The 18,300-nt window shown below is 40.7% G+C and carries 19 protein-coding genes and 1 other annotated feature; all 19 genes read right to left on the bottom strand.

What is annotated here, in order from left to right; genetic code table 11:
- Window positions 1–31: 31 nt before the first annotated feature.
- Window positions 32–502 (bottom strand): 30S ribosomal protein S7, encoded by a 471-nt coding sequence (rpsG, locus tag ACIQXN_RS20345; RefSeq protein ID WP_402971024.1) that lies wholly within the window; start codon window positions 500–502, stop codon window positions 32–34.
- A gap of 41 nt (window positions 503–543) precedes the next feature.
- Window positions 544–966, bottom strand: a complete 423-nt coding sequence (rpsL, locus tag ACIQXN_RS20340; protein WP_402875717.1) for a 30S ribosomal protein S12 — start codon at window positions 964–966, stop codon at window positions 544–546.
- Window positions 967–1,070: 104 nt separating this feature from the next.
- Window positions 1,071–1,319 carry a 50S ribosomal protein L7ae-like protein gene (locus ACIQXN_RS20335; RefSeq protein ID WP_402971021.1) on the bottom strand — a complete coding sequence of 83 codons (249 nt, stop codon included), beginning with the start codon at window positions 1,317–1,319 and terminating at the stop codon, window positions 1,071–1,073.
- Between the two features lie 263 nt (window positions 1,320–1,582).
- Entirely contained in the window at window positions 1,583–5,176 is a 3,594-nt protein-coding gene (rpoC, locus tag ACIQXN_RS20330; protein WP_402971018.1) for a DNA-directed RNA polymerase subunit beta', read from the bottom strand.
- Between the two features lie 178 nt (window positions 5,177–5,354).
- Complete coding sequence (rpoB, locus tag ACIQXN_RS20325; RefSeq protein WP_402971015.1) at window positions 5,355–8,924, bottom strand: DNA-directed RNA polymerase subunit beta; 3,570 nt, start codon at window positions 8,922–8,924, stop codon at window positions 5,355–5,357.
- Window positions 8,925–9,163: 239 nt separating this feature from the next.
- Complete coding sequence (locus ACIQXN_RS20320; RefSeq protein ID WP_402971080.1) at window positions 9,164–9,769, bottom strand: class I SAM-dependent methyltransferase; 606 nt, start codon at window positions 9,767–9,769, stop codon at window positions 9,164–9,166.
- 177 nt (window positions 9,770–9,946) lie between these two features.
- Window positions 9,947–10,306 carry a 50S ribosomal protein L7/L12 gene (rplL, locus tag ACIQXN_RS20315; RefSeq protein WP_402875724.1) on the bottom strand — a complete coding sequence of 120 codons (360 nt, stop codon included), beginning with the start codon at window positions 10,304–10,306 and terminating at the stop codon, window positions 9,947–9,949.
- 62 nt (window positions 10,307–10,368) lie between these two features.
- Window positions 10,369–10,869, bottom strand: coding sequence for a 50S ribosomal protein L10 (gene rplJ / locus ACIQXN_RS20310; protein ID WP_402971012.1), 501 nt, complete (start codon window positions 10,867–10,869; stop codon window positions 10,369–10,371).
- Window positions 10,870–10,908: 39 nt separating this feature from the next.
- Window positions 10,909–11,059 (bottom strand) — a sequence feature (ribosomal protein L10 leader region).
- Window positions 11,060–11,106: 47 nt separating this feature from the next.
- Window positions 11,107–11,802, bottom strand: a complete 696-nt coding sequence (rplA, locus tag ACIQXN_RS20305; RefSeq protein WP_402971009.1) for a 50S ribosomal protein L1 — start codon at window positions 11,800–11,802, stop codon at window positions 11,107–11,109.
- 104 nt (window positions 11,803–11,906) lie between these two features.
- Complete coding sequence (gene rplK / locus ACIQXN_RS20300; RefSeq protein ID WP_053349074.1) at window positions 11,907–12,332, bottom strand: 50S ribosomal protein L11; 426 nt, start codon at window positions 12,330–12,332, stop codon at window positions 11,907–11,909.
- 175 nt (window positions 12,333–12,507) lie between these two features.
- On the bottom strand, window positions 12,508–13,041 hold the full coding sequence (nusG, locus tag ACIQXN_RS20295) for a transcription termination/antitermination protein NusG (RefSeq protein WP_402875730.1): 534 nt from the start codon (window positions 13,039–13,041) through the stop codon (window positions 12,508–12,510).
- A gap of 236 nt (window positions 13,042–13,277) precedes the next feature.
- Window positions 13,278–13,460, bottom strand: a complete 183-nt coding sequence (gene secE, locus ACIQXN_RS20290; RefSeq protein ID WP_402971006.1) for a preprotein translocase subunit SecE — start codon at window positions 13,458–13,460, stop codon at window positions 13,278–13,280.
- A gap of 52 nt (window positions 13,461–13,512) precedes the next feature.
- Window positions 13,513–13,662: a 50S ribosomal protein L33 gene (gene rpmG / locus ACIQXN_RS20285; protein WP_402971004.1), complete on the bottom strand. Its 150-nt coding sequence runs from the start codon at window positions 13,660–13,662 to the stop codon at window positions 13,513–13,515.
- A 182-nt stretch (window positions 13,663–13,844) separates the two neighbouring features.
- A complete protein-coding gene (sigH, locus tag ACIQXN_RS20280; protein ID WP_402875764.1) occupies window positions 13,845–14,477 on the bottom strand; it encodes an RNA polymerase sporulation sigma factor SigH in 633 nt (210 codons plus the stop codon).
- An 85-nt stretch (window positions 14,478–14,562) separates the two neighbouring features.
- Window positions 14,563–15,072 (bottom strand): NYN domain-containing protein, encoded by a 510-nt coding sequence (locus ACIQXN_RS20275; RefSeq protein WP_402971001.1) that lies wholly within the window; start codon window positions 15,070–15,072, stop codon window positions 14,563–14,565.
- A gap of 4 nt (window positions 15,073–15,076) precedes the next feature.
- Complete coding sequence (gene rlmB, locus ACIQXN_RS20270; RefSeq protein WP_402970998.1) at window positions 15,077–15,820, bottom strand: 23S rRNA (guanosine(2251)-2'-O)-methyltransferase RlmB; 744 nt, start codon at window positions 15,818–15,820, stop codon at window positions 15,077–15,079.
- A 3-nt stretch (window positions 15,821–15,823) separates the two neighbouring features.
- The gene (locus tag ACIQXN_RS20265) at window positions 15,824–16,240 is read right to left on the bottom strand and encodes a Mini-ribonuclease 3 (protein ID WP_402970996.1); all 417 of its coding nucleotides are present in this window, start codon (window positions 16,238–16,240) and stop codon (window positions 15,824–15,826) included.
- Between the two features lie 3 nt (window positions 16,241–16,243).
- Window positions 16,244–17,644 (bottom strand): cysteine--tRNA ligase, encoded by a 1,401-nt coding sequence (cysS, locus tag ACIQXN_RS20260; RefSeq protein WP_402970993.1) that lies wholly within the window; start codon window positions 17,642–17,644, stop codon window positions 16,244–16,246.
- Between the two features lies 1 nt (window position 17,645).
- Complete coding sequence (gene cysE / locus ACIQXN_RS20255) at window positions 17,646–18,296, bottom strand: serine O-acetyltransferase (RefSeq protein ID WP_402970990.1); 651 nt, start codon at window positions 18,294–18,296, stop codon at window positions 17,646–17,648.
- Window positions 18,297–18,300 lie beyond the last annotated feature (4 nt).

Genomic DNA, 18,300 nt, shown 5'->3' with positions numbered 1-18,300 from the left:
TCCTATTATAAGGATTTTTTTGTTATATATCTTACCAGCGATAATGAGCGAATGCTTTGTTAGCTTCAGCCATTTTGTGTGTATCTTCACGTTTCTTAACTGCTGCTCCAGTGTTGTTAGCAGCATCCATGATTTCATAAGCTAAACGCTCTTCCATCGTTTTTTCTCCACGAAGGCGAGAGTAGTTTACTAACCAACGAAGTCCTAGAGTCGATTTGCGGTCTGGACGCACCTCAACTGGTACTTGGTAGTTAGCTCCACCCACACGGCGTGCTTTTACTTCTAGTACAGGCATGATGTTTTTAAGTGCTTGATCGAACACTTCAATTGGCTCATTCCCAGTACGTTCTTTAATTAATTCAAATGCAGAGTAAAGTATTTTTTGTGATTTACCTCTTTGTCCATCAACCATTAATTTGTTGATTAAGCGAGTCACAAGTTTAGATTTATAAATTGGATCTGGTAATACGTCTCTTTTCGTTACAGGTCCTTTACGAGGCATTATATTTCCTCCTTTCAAGAAAGTTCATATTTTGTTTTGGATTATTTTTTTGCTGCTTTCGGACGCTTAGTACCGTATTTAGAACGGCTTTGCATACGATTGTTAACTCCTGCTGTATCAAGAGCACCACGAACGATATGGTAACGTACCCCTGGTAAATCCTTTACACGTCCGCCGCGGATTAGTACCACGCTGTGTTCTTGTAAGTTGTGACCGATACCTGGGATATAAGCTGTTACCTCGATACCATTTGTTAAACGTACACGCGCATATTTACGTAAAGCGGAGTTTGGTTTTTTCGGTGTCATAGTTCCCACACGAGTACAAACACCACGTTTTTGCGGAGATGATACGTTAGTTTGTGCTTTTTTAAAGCTGTTGTAGCCTTTGTTAAGTGCTGGAGAGTTAGATTTAACCTCTTTAGACTCGCGTCCTTTACGCACTAATTGATTAATAGTAGGCATTACATTTTTCCTCCCTTCGCAATTTCATGTCTAGTACCACACATCCAGGTGGTTCATAAATGGGTAAAAACAAAGTCCTTGCAAATATTATTGCAAAAACATTTTTACTTTTTGATGGCAACAGTTGCTGCTCCGACATCAATACCACATGCTTTACCAAGCATTTTCATCGAATCAACGTATGTGATAGGAACATCCACTACTTTAGCCGTCTCAACGACGCGCCCAGTCAAGTATATATCTGCATCATCAGCGATGATAACTTCTTGAATTAAATTGTTCTTCAGAGCTCTAACTGTTTGTTTCGTTCCTATAACTACTGACTTTGCCTGTATTACTTTTTCATAAGACATGGTCCATATCCTCCAAAGTTACAGGGTAACATAGGAGCACCTTTGCTATAGTATCATTATTAGTCAGATGCTGTCAACTTGTTTCAAGAAATAATTTAAGCAAAAGGTTTTCCAGTTACATAATTCTAAACATTTTAAGTCTACCAAAATGGGTTGTTATGAATCGAAAGTTCTTGCTGCTTACCTTTAATAAAGAGAGTCCAGCTCATTTTATTAAAGAATCTCCATCCCTCTATACAGGGGGATGGAGGTCTTCAGTTTCATTAATCAACAGATACTGTTTCAGAACTTTCTACAACTACAGGGTTAGCTTTTCTGTAGCGAGGCATTCCGGTTCCGGCTGGAACAAGTTTACCGATGATAACATTTTCTTTCAATCCAAGCAATTCATCACGTTTTCCTTTAATTGCTGCATCAGTCAATACTCTTGTTGTTTCTTGGAATGATGCTGCAGACAAGAAGGAATCCGTTTCAAGAGATGCTTTTGTAATTCCGAGTAATACAGGACGTCCTGTAGCAGGCAATTTGCTAGTTAGCAATGCGCTTGTGTTTGCATCTGTAAACTGGTTAACATCCAATAGAGTACCTGGAAGCACTTCAGTTTCACCTGCATCAAGAACACGAACTTTACGCATCATTTGTCTAACCATAACCTCTATATGCTTATCGCCGATTTCTACCCCTTGCATGCGGTATACTTTCTGTACTTCATGAAGCAGGTATTCCTGGACGGTAAGAACATCCGTAACTTTTAACAATTCTTTAGGATCAATAGAACCCTCTGTTAATTCCTCGCCTCGGCGAACGAATGTATCAACGGTTACTTTTAAGCGCGCTGTGTACGGCGCTGTGTAAGTACGTGATTCAACCGCACCTTGGACAACGATTTCTTGTTGCTTATCGCGAATTTCATTGATAGAAACGATAGTTCCCTCAATTTCAGAAATAACAGCTTGACCTTTAGGGTTTCTCGCTTCAAATATTTCTTGGATACGAGGTAAACCTTGAGTAATATCGTCTCCGGCAACCCCACCTGTATGGAAAGTACGCATAGTTAACTGTGTACCTGGTTCACCAATTGATTGGGCAGCGATGATACCTACTGCTTCACCCACTTCAACTTCTTGACCAGTAGCCAAGTTACGTCCGTAACATTTTTTACATACACCATGACTAGTGTTACATGTAAAGGCAGAACGAATCCATGCAGTTTCAATACCAAGAGATTCAATATAAGCTGCTAGATCCTCAGTGATAAGGTCGTTTTCAGCCACAATTACTTCATTCGTTTCCGGGTTTCTAATGGCTTTTCTTGCATATCGGCCAATTAGACGTTCCTCCAGATGCTCGATAATTTCTGTACCCTCTCTCAAGGCAGAGATTTTCAAGCCGCGGTCTGTTCCACAATCATCATCACGAATGATAACATCTTGGGCTACATCAACCAGACGACGTGTAAGGTAACCAGAATCGGCTGTTTTAAGGGCTGTATCGGCAAGACCTTTACGAGCACCATGTGTAGAGATAAAGTACTCTAACACTGTTAAGCCTTCACGGAAACTTGATTTGATCGGTAATTCAATGATACGTCCAGCCGGGTTGGCCATTAGTCCACGCATACCCGCAAGTTGCGTGAAGTTGGAAGCATTACCACGGGCACCGGAGTCACTCATCATGAAGATCGGGTTGCGTCGGTCAAGAGATTTCATCAGTTTAGACTGAATTGTATCTTTCGCTGCACTCCAAATCGAAATGACACGATCATAACGCTCATCTTCCGTAATTAGACCACGTCTAAATTGTTTTAGAACGTTATCTACTTTCGTTTGAGCTTCTGTGATGATTTCTTGTTTTTCTTTTAATACAACAATATCAGCCACACCAACAGTGATACCTGCTTTTGTTGAATATTTGAAACCAAGGTCCTTCATCCGGTCAAGCATCTTAGAAGTTTCGGTAATCTTGAAACGTTTAAATACTTCCGCAATGATATTTCCAAGAATCGCTTTCTTGAAAGGATCAATAGCTGGTTGTGCTTTAATCAATTCCGAGATATTAGCACCTTTTTCCACGAAATATTTCTCTGGAGTTTTAGTTTCCAAATTATAACGAGTTGGCTCATTGATATATGGGAATGATTTTGGCAGAATTTCATTAAAGACCAATTTACCAACAGTAGTGATTAATAGCTGGCTGTTTTGTTCTTCCGTGAATGTTTCATTATTTAGTGATGAAGCGTGTACTGCACAACGAGAATGTAAGTGAACATAACCGTTTTGATATGCAAGTAAAGCTTCACTAGTATCTTTGAATATCATACCTTCACCGATAGCGCCTTCTCTTTCCAATGTTAAGTAGTAATTACCTAACACCATATCTTGAGAAGGTGTTACGACTGGTTTTCCATCTTTCGGATTCAAGATGTTCTGGGCAGCAAGCATTAGCATACGTGCCTCAGCTTGAGCTTCAGATGATAAAGGAACGTGGACCGCCATTTGGTCACCATCAAAATCAGCATTGTATGCTGTACATACTAATGGATGCAAACGGATTGCGCGTCCTTCAACCAATGTTGGCTCAAACGCTTGAATACCAAGTCTATGAAGAGTAGGTGCACGGTTAAGTAATACCGGATGCTCCCTGATGACTTCTTCAAGTACATCCCAAATCTCAGGAGATAATCGTTCAATTTTCCGTTTAGCAGATTTAATGTTATGCGCTAAACCTCTTTGAACAAGTTCCTTCATAACGAATGGTTTGAATAATTCAATCGCCATCTCTTTCGGCAGACCACATTGGTACATCTTCAAGTTAGGTCCTACGACGATAACTGAACGACCAGAATAATCGACACGTTTACCAAGAAGATTTTGACGGAAACGACCTTGTTTACCTTTTAACATGTGAGATAAAGATTTCAATGGACGGTTACCCGGTCCAGTTACTGGGCGACCACGACGGCCGTTATCGATTAAAGCGTCGACTGCTTCTTGGAGCATACGCTTTTCATTTTGAACGATAATGCTCGGAGCACCAAGATCAAGTAATCTTTTCAAACGGTTATTACGGTTAATAACCCGACGGTAAAGATCGTTTAAATCAGATGTTGCAAAACGGCCGCCATCCAGTTGAACCATCGGACGAAGTTCTGGTGGAATAACTGGTAGTACATCTAGTATCATCCATGAAGGCTCATTACCAGAGTTACGGAAGGCTTCTAATACTTCCAAGCGTTTGATAGCACGAGTTCTGCGTTGTCCTTGAGCTGTTTTAAGCTCTTCTTTCAACGTTTCTACCTCTTTTTCCGTATCAATATCTTGTAAAAGTTTTTTAATAGCTTCCGCACCCATTGCAGCTTGGAACTTCTTACCGTATTTTTCACGGTATGTACGATATTCTTTTTCAGAAAGAAGTTGTTTCTTTTCTAAAGTTGTATCGCCCGTTTCAGTTACCACGTAAGATGCGAAGTAAATAACTTCTTCTAAAGCCCGAGGAGACATGTCTAGGACAAGACCCATACGACTTGGAATTCCTTTGAAATACCATATATGTGAAACTGGTGCAGCCAGCTCAATATGACCCATACGTTCACGACGAACCTTAGCACGAGTGACTTCAACACCACAACGGTCACAAACTACGCCTTTATAACGGACACGTTTATATTTACCACAGTGACATTCCCAGTCCTTTTGAGGTCCAAAGATTCTCTCACAGAATAAACCGTCTTTTTCTGGTTTTAACGTACGATAGTTGATTGTTTCTGGTTTTTTAACTTCTCCATGTGACCAAGAACGAATCTTATCTGGTGAAGCAAGACCAATTTTCATATACTCAAAATTATTAACATCTAACAAGGGGCCTACCTCCCTTTTAATCTCCAGGTTTTACCCTGATTGCCTTCATATGTTCGGGCAATCTACACCGGATGATGGTTGATTGAATCAATAAGACTCCGACAAGGCAGCAGGATTCTTAAAGAAAAGCCTTGCTGCCAGTCAGAGCGGATATTATAGATTGATTTATTTAAATTATTTATTCTTTTGATGGTGCTCCTGCTTCAGTAGCAACCATATCTTTTGTTTCTGTATCCAGGCTTAATTTGTCTGATTGATTAGGGTCTTCTTCATCTTCTAAGTCACGCATTTCAATCTCGCGGTCCTCAGCATTCATGATTTTAACGTCTAATCCTAAGCTTTGAAGTTCCTTGATCAATACTTTGAAGGATTCAGGGACACCAGGCTCAGGGACATTTTCGCCCTTGACGATCGCTTCGTATGTTTTCACACGGCCCACGACATCATCTGATTTAACCGTTAGGATTTCTTGTAATGTATACGCAGCACCATATGCTTCAAGTGCCCATACTTCCATCTCACCAAAACGCTGTCCACCAAATTGCGCTTTACCACCAAGTGGTTGTTGCGTAACAAGGGAGTAAGGTCCAGTTGAGCGTGCATGAAGTTTATCATCGACCATATGTGCAAGTTTAATCATATACATGACACCAACAGACACTCGGTTATCGAAAGCTTCTCCCGAACGGCCATCGTAAAGTACAGTTTTTGCATCACGGGACATGCCAGCTTCTGCAATTGTACCCCAAACATCTTCCTCAGTAGCACCATCGAATACAGGGGATGCTACGTGAATGCCAAGTGCACGGGCAGCCATACCTAAGTGAAGCTCCAGCACCTGACCGATATTCATACGTGAAGGTACACCCAGTGGATTTAACATGATATCTACTGGTGTGCCATCTGGCATATAAGGCATATCTTCTTCAGGAAGGATCCTGGAGATTACCCCTTTATTACCATGACGTCCGGCCATTTTATCGCCTTCATGTATTTTACGTTTTTGAACGATATATACACGAGCAAGTTGGTTAACACCTGGTGGTAGTTCGTCGCCATCTTCTCTGTTAAACACTTTAACATCAAGGACGATTCCGCCGCCACCGTGAGGAACACGAAGTGATGTATCGCGTACTTCACGAGCCTTTTCACCGAAAATTGCATGTAATAGGCGTTCTTCAGCCGTAAGTTCAGTTACCCCTTTAGGAGTTACTTTCCCTACTAGAAGATCTCCGTCTTTCACTTCGGCACCCACACGGATTATTCCACGCTCGTCAAGGTTGCGTAATGCATCTTCACCGACGTTAGGTATATCTCGAGTGATTTCTTCAGGCCCCAATTTCGTATCACGAGACTCAGATTCATATTCTTCAATATGGATAGAAGTGTACACATCATCTTTGACTAGACGTTCGCTCATGATAATGGCATCTTCATAGTTGTATCCATCCCAAGTCATGAAGGCAACCAATACGTTACGTCCAAGAGCTAACTCACCTTTTTCCATTGAAGGACCATCAGCAAGAATTTCACCTTTGACGACATTGTCACCTACGCTAACGATAGGACGTTGGTTATAACACGTTCCTTGGTTGGAACGAATGAATTTCAATAAACGGTACTTATCAAGGTTACCTTTTACTTGCTGACCGTCTACTTCACTTACCCGACGCACCCATACTTCACGCGATTCCACGTGTTCTACGATACCAGGGTGTTTACAGATGACAGCAGCCCCAGAGTCTTTCGCCGAAACATATTCCATACCCGTTCCGACTCTTGGTGCTTCTGGTTGTAATAAAGGTACTGCTTGACGTTGCATGTTCGCTCCCATTAGGGCACGGTTGGAGTCATCGTTTTCCAAGAAAGGAATACATGCAGTCGCAGCAGAAACGACTTGTTTAGGCGATACATCCATATAATCTACGCGGTCACGCGGAACAACGGTATTCTCACCGCGGAAACGTGCAACTACCATATCATCAAGGAATGTACCATCATCTGATAGACGAACATTCGCTTGGGCTACTACGTAGTTATCTTCTTCATCAGCCGTCAAGTAATCAATTTTGCTAGTGATTTTCCCAGTTTCATGGTCAACACGGCGATATGGTGTTTCAATGAATCCATATGGATTTACCTTTGCAAAACTTGATAAGGAGTTGATCAGACCGATATTCGGTCCCTCAGGCGTTTCAATCGGACACATACGGCCATAGTGGGAGTAATGAACGTCACGCACTTCAAATCCAGCACGTTCACGAGTCAAACCACCAGGTCCCAATGCAGATAGACGACGTTTGTGCGTCAATTCAGCTAAAGGATTCGTTTGGTCCATGAATTGTGAAAGCTGTGAGCTACCAAAGAATTCTTTAATAGATGCTATAACAGGACGAATGTTAATCAATTGCTGAGGAGTGATCGTATTCGTATCTTGAATGGACATTCTTTCACGAACGACACGTTCCATACGGGACAAACCGATTCTGAATTGGTTTTGCAACAATTCACCAACAGAACGCAGACGACGGTTTCCTAAATGGTCAATATCATCTGTGATTCCCACGCCATGAAGCAAATTAAAGAAATAACTAATAGAAGAGATTATATCAGCTGGTGTAATGTTTTTAACCTGATCGGTTACATAAGCATTTCCGATGATATTAATTACTTTTTCGCCTTCAGCATCATTCGGTGCAAACACTTTAATAGGTTGAAGAAGAGTTTCTTCTTCCACTACTCCACCAGATGGATGGAATGTTTTAAAACCGATTCCTGCTTCTAGGTTAGGCAGAATCTTATCGAGAGTCCGTCGATCAAGCAATGTGCCCTTTTCAACAATAATTTCTCCGGTTTCAGGATCAATTAATGTTTCGGCAATTTTTTGTCCGAAAAGACGATTCTTGATATGCAACTTTTTATTGATCTTATAGCGACCAACATTAGCTAAATCATAACGTTTTGGATCGAAAAAGCGGGATACTAATAGACTTTTCGCGTTTTCGACTGTAGGTGGTTCACCTGGACGAAGACGTTCATAGATTTCTAGTAATGCTTTTTCTACACTCTCTGTGTTGTCTTTTTCAAGAGTGTTGCGAAGGTATTCATTATCACCGATTAAATCGATGATTTCTTGATCAGTTCCGAAGCCTAGTGCACGCATCAAAACCGTGATAGGTAATTTCCTAGTCCGGTCGATTCGAACATAAACTACGTCCTTGGCGTCTGTCTCATATTCAAGCCATGCACCACGGTTAGGAATAACGGTCGCAGAGAAACCAAGCTTACCGTTCTTATCCATTTTCCCATTATAGTAAACACTCGGTGAGCGTACTAATTGGGATACGATTACACGTTCAGCACCATTGATGACAAATGTGCCCGTTTCAGTCATAAGTGGGAAATCACCCATGAATACATCCTGGTCTTTCACTTCACCAGTTTCCTTGTTAACAAGGCGTACTTTCACACGAAGTGGCGCAGAATAAGTAACATCGCGTTCTTTTGTTTCTTCTACAGAATACTTCGGTTCAGCTAGGCTGTAATCGATGAATTCTAATGATAAATTACCTGTGAAATCCTCAATAGGTGAAATATCTTGGAACATTTCTTTTAAACCTACATCTAAAAACCATTGATAAGAAGCCGTTTGAATTTCAATCAGATTCGGAAGATCCAAAACCTCACTGATTCTTGCATAACTTCTACGTTGGCGGTGTCGTCCATACTGAACAAGTTGACCTGTCAACTGATTCACCCCTTAAATCAAGCGTTATAAGGATCTATTTGCCACGGAAAAAGGAATCCAATCCATAGACAAAAAGAAAATGGTTTTTATTTTAAAAACCACTATTTCTCATAAAACGAACTATTATTTATATATTTTTCCCATATTATCCATTGGTTATACACCAATGGTATAAAAATTGCATAGTAACGGAATTATATATATGCATTTTATAATACTAACATAGCGAAAATTTAGAGTCAAACTTTTTTGGATAATAGTATGTAGTAGCCTTTTTTCTTAACAGCCACTTCGACATTTCCAAATAACAGCTCTAGTTTATCCATGGCGGACGGAGCGCCTTGCTTTTTTTGAATGACAACCCATAGTTCTCCACCAGCTACCAAACTCCGATAGCTTTCTTCCAGTATTTCGTGGACTACACTTTTACCTGCGCGAATGGGAGGGTTAGTAAGAATTGCAGCGAATTGTTCAGAACCTACTTTTTCAAAGCGATCGCTTTCATATACCTTTACATTAGCGATACCATTTGAAGCGGCATTTTCCTTCGATAATTCAACTGCCCGGCTATTGATATCTATCATTTCTACCGTTCTTTCGGGATAAGCTGAAGCAATCGAAATTCCAATGGGTCCATAACCACAACCGACATCAAGAATATTCCCTTTTACAGCTTCATTGAGATTGAAGGTTTCTACCAAAAGGCGAGAACCAAAATCAACCTCTTTTTTTGAAAAAACGCCATTATCACTTTTAAAATGGAATGTGCGTCCTTTTAGTTTAAAATCCCAAAACTTAGGATTGCTTTCGACATCCGGTTTTTGTGAGTAGTAATGCTCTGTCAGAGTCATCTCCCCCTATCAGAAAGGAATATTGAAGATTAAACGAGAGAAGAGATTTGAAGAATGGATACTTGCATGTCTAAAAGTTTGTATACTTTCTTACTAAACCATCTTTCATTTGTCTTTAAAATGAAGAGAAAAAAGCTCGCCAGTGATAGCGAGCTTTTTGTTTATGCAAGATTACTTAACTTCAACGCCAGCTCCAACTTCTTCAAGTTTAGCTTTAAGTTCTTCAGCTTCCTCTTTAGAAACGCCTTCTTTGATTGCTTTTGGAGTGTTATCAACAACTTCTTTCGCTTCTTTAAGTCCAAGACCAGTTGCTTCACGTACAGCTTTGATAACTTTGATTTTTGAATCTCCAGCAGATGTAAGAACTACATCAAACTCAGTTTTTTCTTCAGCAGCAGCGCCACCAGCAGCAGCTACAGCTACAGGTGCAGCAGCAGTTACGCCAAATTCTTCTTCGATTGCTTTTACAAGGTCGTTTAATTCTAGAACAGTCATGTTTTTAACTGCTTCAATGATTTGATCTTTAGTCATTGTTATTTCCTCCTCGAAATGGTTGGTTTTTTTTGGTTCAATAGGCTGAATAAGCGGTTAGCTTACGCGCCTTGTTCTTCTTTTTGTTCTGCAACTGCTTTTGTAGCAAGAGCAAGACCGCGCATAGGTGCTTGTAGCACACTTAGCAACATTGAAAGTAGGCCTTCGCGTGAAGGTAGTTCTGCAAGAGCTTTAATATCTTCAGCAGATGCAACATTTCCTTCGATAACTCCAGCTTTAATTTCTAACGCTTCATGTTTTTTCGCAAAATCGTTAAGGATTTTAGCTGGCGCAATAACATCTTCATTCGAGAATGCAATTGCATTTGGTCCTGTTAGAGATTCGTTTAAAGAGCTAAGTTCAGCACTTTCAGCAGCACGACGAGCCAAAGAGTTTTTGTAAACCTTGAACTCAACGCCAGCTTCACGAAGTTGCTTACGAAGTTCTGTTAATTCAGCAACAGTCAAACCACGGTAGTCAACAACAACTGTGGATTTGCTAGCTGTTAATTTATCAGTAATCTCAGCAACGATAGTTTGCTTTTGTTCAATAATTGCGTTCATCCTTACACCTCCTGTAGATTTGCTTGAAAACATTTATACCGTTTCAAAGAAAAAGCCTTCATCTCTATTGCAGACATGAAGGCAGTAATTTCAAAGGTCATAGTCAACGACTATTTTTATCGAATTACCTCGGCAGGGTATTAAGCTCATATAGAGCACCTACTGTCTTCGGTACAAATGATATTCATTTATCACAACAAAACATATTATAACAATAATAGTTTTGGTATGTCAAATTTATTTATTGAAAGAAGAAGAATCAACTTTCACACCAGGACCCATTGTAGTAGTTACAGAAACGTTTTTCATGTAAGTACCTTTAGCAGCCGCAGGTTTAACTTTCATTAATGTATCATAGATAGTAGTGAAGTTTTCCACTAGTTTAGCATCTTCGAAAGATACTTTACCGATTGGAGCATGGACGTTACCAGCTTTATCTACGCGGTATTCCACTTTACCAGCTTTGATTTCATTAACAGCTTTTGTTACATCAAATGTAACTGTGCCTGTTTTAGGGTTTGGCATTAAGCCTTTAGGTCCTAATACGCGGCCAAGTTTACCAACTTCACCCATCATGTCAGGAGTCGCAACGATTACATCGAATTCGAACCATCCTTGTTGGATTTTGTTGATGTAGTCAGATTCGCCAACGAAGTCAGCACCAGCAGCTTCAGCTTCTTTTGCTTTTTCGCCTTTTGCGAATACTAATACGCGTTGAGTTTTACCAGTTCCGTTCGGAAGCACAACTGCTCCACGAATTTGTTGGTCAGCTTTCTTAGGATCTACTCCTAAACGGAAAGCAACTTCAACAGTCGCATCGAATTTTGTGAAGTTTGCTTTTTTAGCAACTTCAATTGCTTCTGTGACAGCATATGCTTTTGAAACTTCAACAAGCTTAGCTGCTTCAAGATACTTTTTACCTTTTTTAGCCATGATATAAATCCTCCTAAATTGTGGTTTTAACGGTAATACCTCCCACGAATAAAGGTTGCGAGTATCAATCGCAACCCCGTAGAAACGAATAACAATTACATGGATTAGTCTTCGATGACAATACCCATGCTGCGAGCAGTACCTTCAACCATACGCATTGCAGCTTCAACGTTTGCAGCGTTTAGGTCAGGCATTTTAGTTTCAGCAATCTCGCGCACTTGATCACGCTTGACTGTAGCAACTTTTTTACGGTTAGGTTCACCAGAACCAGACTCGATACCTGCTACTTTCTTAAGTAGTACAGCAGCGGGTGGAGTTTTTGTAATGAATGTAAATGAACGGTCTTCAAATACCGTGATTTCAACAGGAATAATTAGACCAGCTTGGTCTGCTGTACGAGCGTTGAACTCCTTACAGAATCCCATGATGTTAACACCAGCTTGACCTAATGCAGGACCAACCGGCGGTGCAGGATTCGCTTTACCAGCAGGAATTTGCAATTTAACCATTTTAATTACTTTTTTAGCCACGAGACACACCTCCTTATAAGTCCGTGATGTGGTAATAGGGATATACCCTCCCACTCATCTTGAATTCTTTATATGTTAATAAAGAATTCTTGTATCGTTGAGGCCTAAAAATTTGAAACATACTGACCTTTGAAATTCTACCACTTCCAAAAGGCTTTTTCAAGTTTTTTTCCGTTTATAATTTTTCCACTTGGTTAAAGTCTAGTTCTACCGGCGTATCTCGACCAAACATATTAACAAGAACTCTGACTTTTCCTTTATCTGTATCCAATTCTTCAATTGGACCCGCAAAGGTTGCAAATGGTCCTTCTTTCACTTGAACAGTGTCTCCGACTTCAAAGTCGATATCGAATTTGCTTTCGTCGACGCCCATACGTTTAAGGACTACTTCTATTTCTTCATCAAGCAGTGCCGTCGGTTTAGAACCGGCTCCTGATGAACCGACGAAGCCTGTTACTCCGGGTGTATTACGGACTACATACCATGAATCGTCCGTCATGATTATTTCCACTAGCACGTACCCTGGGAAAACCTTCTTCTTCGTTACTTTCGTTTTGCCATCTTTAACTTCGGTTTCTTCTTCTTCAGGGACTACTACGCGGAAGATCCTATCTTCCATTCCCATTGTTTCAACACGTTTCTCTAGGTTGGCCTTAACCTTGTTCTCATAGCCTGAGTAGGTGTGAACTACATACCAATTCTTTTCCATATCTTTAGGACTTTGACGTCCTTCCCTCCCTGCGATCGATCATTTTCTTTATGAAACTTTATTTTCTAACGAACTAGCCAAAATTAACACCCTGCATGATCCGGATATACCCACAGATTGAACAGCAATGCTAGAGTTTGAACTTTTCTTAAAAAAGACAAATTAAAAAACCCGTTTCCGGGCTTTTCTGCTGACACATATTATTCTATCACTATTATACCTTATTTTCGAATCTCTTATTCAATAACTAAGCGAATTAATTCGGAAATGCCCATATCGACCACTAGAAAGAATAGAGCCATGAACACAACAGTCGTTACTACAACGATTGTGTATTTGGTTAATTCTTTACGTTTCGGCCAGCTTACTTTTCGCATTTCGCGTGTGACTCCGCTGAAAAATTCGGTTAAGCGTTTCATGAATGTATCCTCCAAGCATTAGACTGCTTCTGTCAATCTATTTAAAAAACGGTTATTTTGTTTCCCTATGATTCGTATGTGAATTACAGGTGCTGCAAAATTTCTTTAATTCTAGTCGTTCAGCGCTGTTAGACTTGTTGCTATCATAGTTATAATTTCTTGAACCGCAATCGGTGCAAGCTAGTGTGATTTTCTTTTGCATTTGAAACACCTATCCTATCTACTATATCCATAAAACCTTATCACGGCTGTCTTTTATTGTCAATAACAAAGGGGATTGCCACCTCAATCACTGTCAACTCAATTAGCCTTTTCATACCATTGAGAATGCAACATTCAAGTGGAGTTAGTGACAGATGAAATGAAGCGGAAAAAGCGGAGGGACTATAAACTGATTTCCCTTACTTCCAGGTAACGCTCGAGCTTTCTTTTCACCCTCTGGAGGGCATTATCGATCGACTTCACATGGCGGTTCAACTCTTCAGAGATTTCCTGATAGGTTTGCCCATCCAAATAAAGAGCTAATACCTTTCTCTCTAAATCACTTAGAAGCTCGGCCATCTTCAATTCGATATCGTCAAACTCCTCTTTGTTGATAATCAGTTCTTCTGGGTCTAATACCTTTGTACCCGATATAATATCCATAAGAGTACGGTCGGACTCCTCATCATAAATGGGCTTGTCCAGGGAAACATAGGAATTGAGCGGGATATGCTTTTGACGTGTTGCTGTTTTAATAGCTGTAATGATCTGTCTCGTAATACATAGTTCAGCAAATGCTTTAAAAGAAGAGAGCTTATCGCCTTTAAAATCACGGACGGCCTTATACAAACCAATCATGCCTTCTTGTACGATGTCTTCCTTATCTGCACCTATTAAAAAATATGTCCTTGCCTTCGCTCTTACAAAATTACGATACTTTTGAATCAAATAATCTAGCGCCTCACTGTCTCCAGTGTGTACTAACTCAATCAACTCTTCATCATCAAACTGCAGATACTTTTCGTTCAGTTTCATTCCGAAATTGAGACCCAAATTATATCCCCCTGACCTGACTCAGATAGAAATATTATACAGCAGGTAAAATTTGCCCGTCAATGGTTCAAATTTTGCCCCGGCGCCATTTTTCGAATATTTCTGCTACTTCTTCACTCAAAGGGATTTTAGCCGCAGGTTTTATTGCCGTTGTTTTTTGCACATCTTTCTTTATTTCTCCCTGAATTTCTTCCATATCCATCAACAGTTCACGAGCAGACTTTCTTAGGGCCCCTTGGCCAAAGATGACCCATTGCTCCGTGAAGTCAGAAGTAGCCACTTGAATCTGCGTTTTGACATTATTCATTTCAATCGCCATTTTTTCAATTCTCTCGTCGGCTGTTTCATTTTCTTTTGTGAAAATTATGTCGACTTTATGATTTTTGAATACCCTCGCTATTCCTTGAACATATTGGGCATCAAATACGACGATGACCCTCGATCCAGTAAAGGCTTGATATTCGGCCATCATTTCTATCAGTCGGTCTCTTGCCGCAGCAAGATCTCTTTCTTTTAATTCTCTCAGTTCCGGCCAGGCTCCAATGATGTTGTAACCGTCCACTAACAGAATATTCATCTCATTACTGTCCTAGGGGATTTCTTTTTCGATAGACCTCATACATCAGTAAGCTTGCGGCCACCGATGCATTTAATGATGTTACTTTCCCGACCATAGGGAGGCGAATCAGAAAATCACATTTCTCTTTCATTAACCTGGCCATTCCCTTGCCTTCGCTTCCAATAACAAGACCAATAGGCATCTTGCCGTCCATGTTCCGGTAATCATCGCTACCTTTCGCGTCGGTACCCACTATCCAGACCCCGCGTTCTTTTAACTCTTCTACCGCTCTAGCTAAATTCGTAACCCGTGCAACCGGAATATACTCAATGGCCCCTGTGGATGCTTTCGCTACCGTCGCCGTTAGCCCTACCGCTCTACGCTTCGGAATGATAATTCCATGAGCACCGACCGCATCTGCCGTTCTCATGATTGACCCTAAATTATGCGGGTCTTCTACTTCATCTAAAATCATGAAAAACGGGGCTTCATCCCGTTCAGCTGCTTTGGCGAATAAGTCGTCCAACTCCACGTAATCGTAAGCTGCCACTTGCGCAATGACACCTTGATGGATTCCCTCTACCATTTGGTCTATTTTTTTCTTTGGCACGATTTGTACGAAGACTTTCTTTTCCTTTGCCAGTCCGATCAGTGGAAGCATAGACCCTTTTTGCGAGCCCTCTGAAATCCAAATTTTATTAATATCCCGTTCGGAACGCAGTGCTTCCAAGACGGGGTTTCTTCCGATAATATATTCTTCAGTCATGGGTTATTTCCCCTTTTCTTCTTCTATGAATTCAATTGATTTTTCAATAAGTTCTTCCATTCTTTCAATTCGGCCCGATAGATATAGAAAGCCCATAAGTGCCTCAAAGGCTGTACTGTAACGATATGTTTGCACATCCGTATTCTTGGGCACCGTCCCGGATTTTGCGTTACGACCCCTACGAACGACAGCGGCCTCCTCTTCGGACAACCAATCCGACTCCATAAAAAAATGTATGATTTTGCTCTGCGCTTTAGCCGATACAAAAGATGTCGCTTTTTTATGAAGCAAATTAGGCTTCACCGCTCCCTTTTGAATAAGATGATGCCGTATGTAGGTCTCAAATACGGCATCTCCCATATAGGCTAGAGCAAGACTATTTAACATTTTTTCGTCTATTTTATTATCGTATTGAAGCATCTGTTACCCTCTTTTCCATCTAGTACCTTGAGGGGTATCTTCTAATATAATGTTCATGTTTTTTAGACGGTCACGAATTTCATCAGATAACCCAAAGTTACGGTCTTTCCTTGCTTGAATTCTTTGCTGGATCAAGCCTTCTATTTCTTCATCCAATAATTCTGCTTCTTCTTCAAGTGATAAGCCAAGAACGGATAAAAGAGTTTCAAATTCAGAAAGGAAAGCTGCAATGACTTCCTTGTTAGTATTCTTCTCCATCAAGTAATAATTCGCTTGTTTGGATAGTTCGAAAAGAATGGATATCGCGTTTGCGGTATTGAAATCATCGTCCATTTCCTTTATGAACTGTTCATGCAATTCGTCAACCTTCTGCAACCACACATCATTATTCTCGGTTAACCCACTGCTGACTTGTTGACGGTGCTTCAGGTTTTGATAAGAAGTTTTCAAACGGTCGAAAGCTGCCGTTACATTTTCCAGCACTTCTTCGCTGTAATTGATTGGATGACGATAATGCACGGATAACATGAAGAAACGTAACACTTGTGGGTCGTGCTTCTGGATGATGTCATGAACAAGAACGAAATTGCCTAATGACTTTGACATCTTTTCATTATCTATATTGATATACCCATTGTGCATCCAATAATTAGCGAAAGACTTGCCTGTTAACGCTTCTGATTGGGCAATTTCGTTTTCATGGTGGGGGAAAGCTAAATCTTGGCCACCCGCATGAATATCGATTGTATCACCAAGGTACTTCTTGACCATTGCCGAACATTCTATATGCCAGCCTGGACGACCTGATCCCCATGGACTTTCCCAAGAAATTTCGCCCTCCTTCGCCGCTTTCCAAAGGGCAAAATCTAGTGCATCCTGCTTCTTCTCACCGATTTCAATACGCGCTCCGACCCGCAGTTCATCAATGGACTGATGAGACAGTTTCCCATACCCGTCAAATTTACGAGTGCGGAAATAGACATCCCCTTCCGATTCATATGCATATTCCTTATCAATCAACGTCGAAATGAATTCAATGATTGTATCCATGTTCTCCATCACGGTTGGATGCGCATCCGCTTTTTTGCAACCAAGCGCTGAAACATCTTCGAAATAAGCATTAATAAAGCGCTCTGAAATGGTCGGGACATCTTCTCCCAATTCTTTGGCCGCTCGAATCAGCTTATCATCAACATCCGTAAAGTTCGAAACGAAGTGAACATCATAGCCTCTGTAACCCAAGTATCTTCTCACGGTGTCGAATACGATTGCTGGTCGGGCATTTCCGATATGAATGTAGTTATAGACTGTAGGTCCACATACATACATTTTTACTTTTCCCTCTTCCATCGGGATGAAGGTTTCTTTCTGTCTAGTCGCTGTGTTATATATTTTTATCGCCATATTATAAACTCCTTTCTTCCTGCTTCTGTTTTGCTAACTCCGTTTTTAACGCTTGGATTTCTATATCCATTACCTTCAAACGGTCAGCAATTGGATCAGGAAGATCTGAATGATTTAAGTCTTTCTTGATTTTGATGCCATCTTTAATGACTACTTTTCCAGGTATGCCGACCACTGTTGAATTGGCGGGTACTTCCTTCAGCACGACCGAACCAGCACCAATCTTGGAATTTTCACCGATTGTAATGGAACCAAGTACTTTGGCTCCTGTTGCTATCAGTACGTTATCTTTTATCGTAGGATGGCGTTTCCCTTTTTCCTTTCCCGTCCCTCCAAGTGTTACTCCTTGAAAGACAGAAACATTGTCACCGATTTCACATGTTTCACCAATGACGATTCCCATGCCATGATCGATGAAGAAACGACGGCCTATGGTCGCCCCAGGGTGAATCTCAATTCCGGTAAAAAAGCGACTGATTTGTGATATGCTTCTAGCCAGGAAAAACAACTTTTTCTTGTATAGTACATGAGCCATCCGGTGACTCCAAATGGCATGCAACCCGGCATACGTCAATATAACTTCCAAATAACTGCGCGCAGCAGGGTCTTGATCAAAAACCACTTCGATATCTTCTTTAAACATTTTTAACATGATG

The sequence above is a fragment of the Peribacillus sp. NPDC097295 genome (assembly GCF_044761665.1).
Taxonomy (GTDB): domain Bacteria; phylum Bacillota; class Bacilli; order Bacillales; family DSM-1321; genus Peribacillus.
This window is presented reverse-complemented; position numbering and strand designations above follow the sequence as displayed.

Bases quoted from the DNA above. Each gene is read 5' to 3' on its own strand.
- rpsG (WP_402971024.1), bottom strand. From the start codon at position 502: ATGCCTCGTAAAGGACCTGTAACGAAAAGAGACGTATTACCAGATCCA.
- rpsL (WP_402875717.1), bottom strand. From the start codon at position 966: ATGCCTACTATTAATCAATTAGTGCGTAAAGGACGCGAGTCTAAAGAG.
- ACIQXN_RS20335 (WP_402971021.1), bottom strand. From the start codon at position 1,319: ATGTCTTATGAAAAAGTAATACAGGCAAAGTCAGTAGTTATAGGAACG.
- rplL (WP_402875724.1), bottom strand. From the start codon at position 10,306: ATGACTAAAGATCAAATCATTGAAGCAGTTAAAAACATGACTGTTCTA.
- rplJ (WP_402971012.1), bottom strand. From the start codon at position 10,869: ATGAACGCAATTATTGAACAAAAGCAAACTATCGTTGCTGAGATTACT.
- rplA (WP_402971009.1), bottom strand. From the start codon at position 11,802: ATGGCTAAAAAAGGTAAAAAGTATCTTGAAGCAGCTAAGCTTGTTGAA.
- nusG (WP_402875730.1), bottom strand. From the start codon at position 13,041: ATGGAAAAGAATTGGTATGTAGTTCACACCTACTCAGGCTATGAGAAC.
- secE (WP_402971006.1), bottom strand. From the start codon at position 13,460: ATGAAACGCTTAACCGAATTTTTCAGCGGAGTCACACGCGAAATGCGA.
- rpmG (WP_402971004.1), bottom strand. From the start codon at position 13,662: ATGCAAAAGAAAATCACACTAGCTTGCACCGATTGCGGTTCAAGAAAT.
- sigH (WP_402875764.1), bottom strand. From the start codon at position 14,477: ATGAAACTGAACGAAAAGTATCTGCAGTTTGATGATGAAGAGTTGATT.
- ACIQXN_RS20275 (WP_402971001.1), bottom strand. From the start codon at position 15,072: ATGAATATTCTGTTAGTGGACGGTTACAACATCATTGGAGCCTGGCCG.
- rlmB (WP_402970998.1), bottom strand. From the start codon at position 15,820: ATGACTGAAGAATATATTATCGGAAGAAACCCCGTCTTGGAAGCACTG.
- ACIQXN_RS20265 (WP_402970996.1), bottom strand. From the start codon at position 16,240: ATGCTTCAATACGATAATAAAATAGACGAAAAAATGTTAAATAGTCTT.
- cysS (WP_402970993.1), bottom strand. From the start codon at position 17,644: ATGGCGATAAAAATATATAACACAGCGACTAGACAGAAAGAAACCTTC.
- cysE (WP_402970990.1), bottom strand. From the start codon at position 18,296: ATGTTAAAAATGTTTAAAGAAGATATCGAAGTGGTTTTTGATCAAGAC.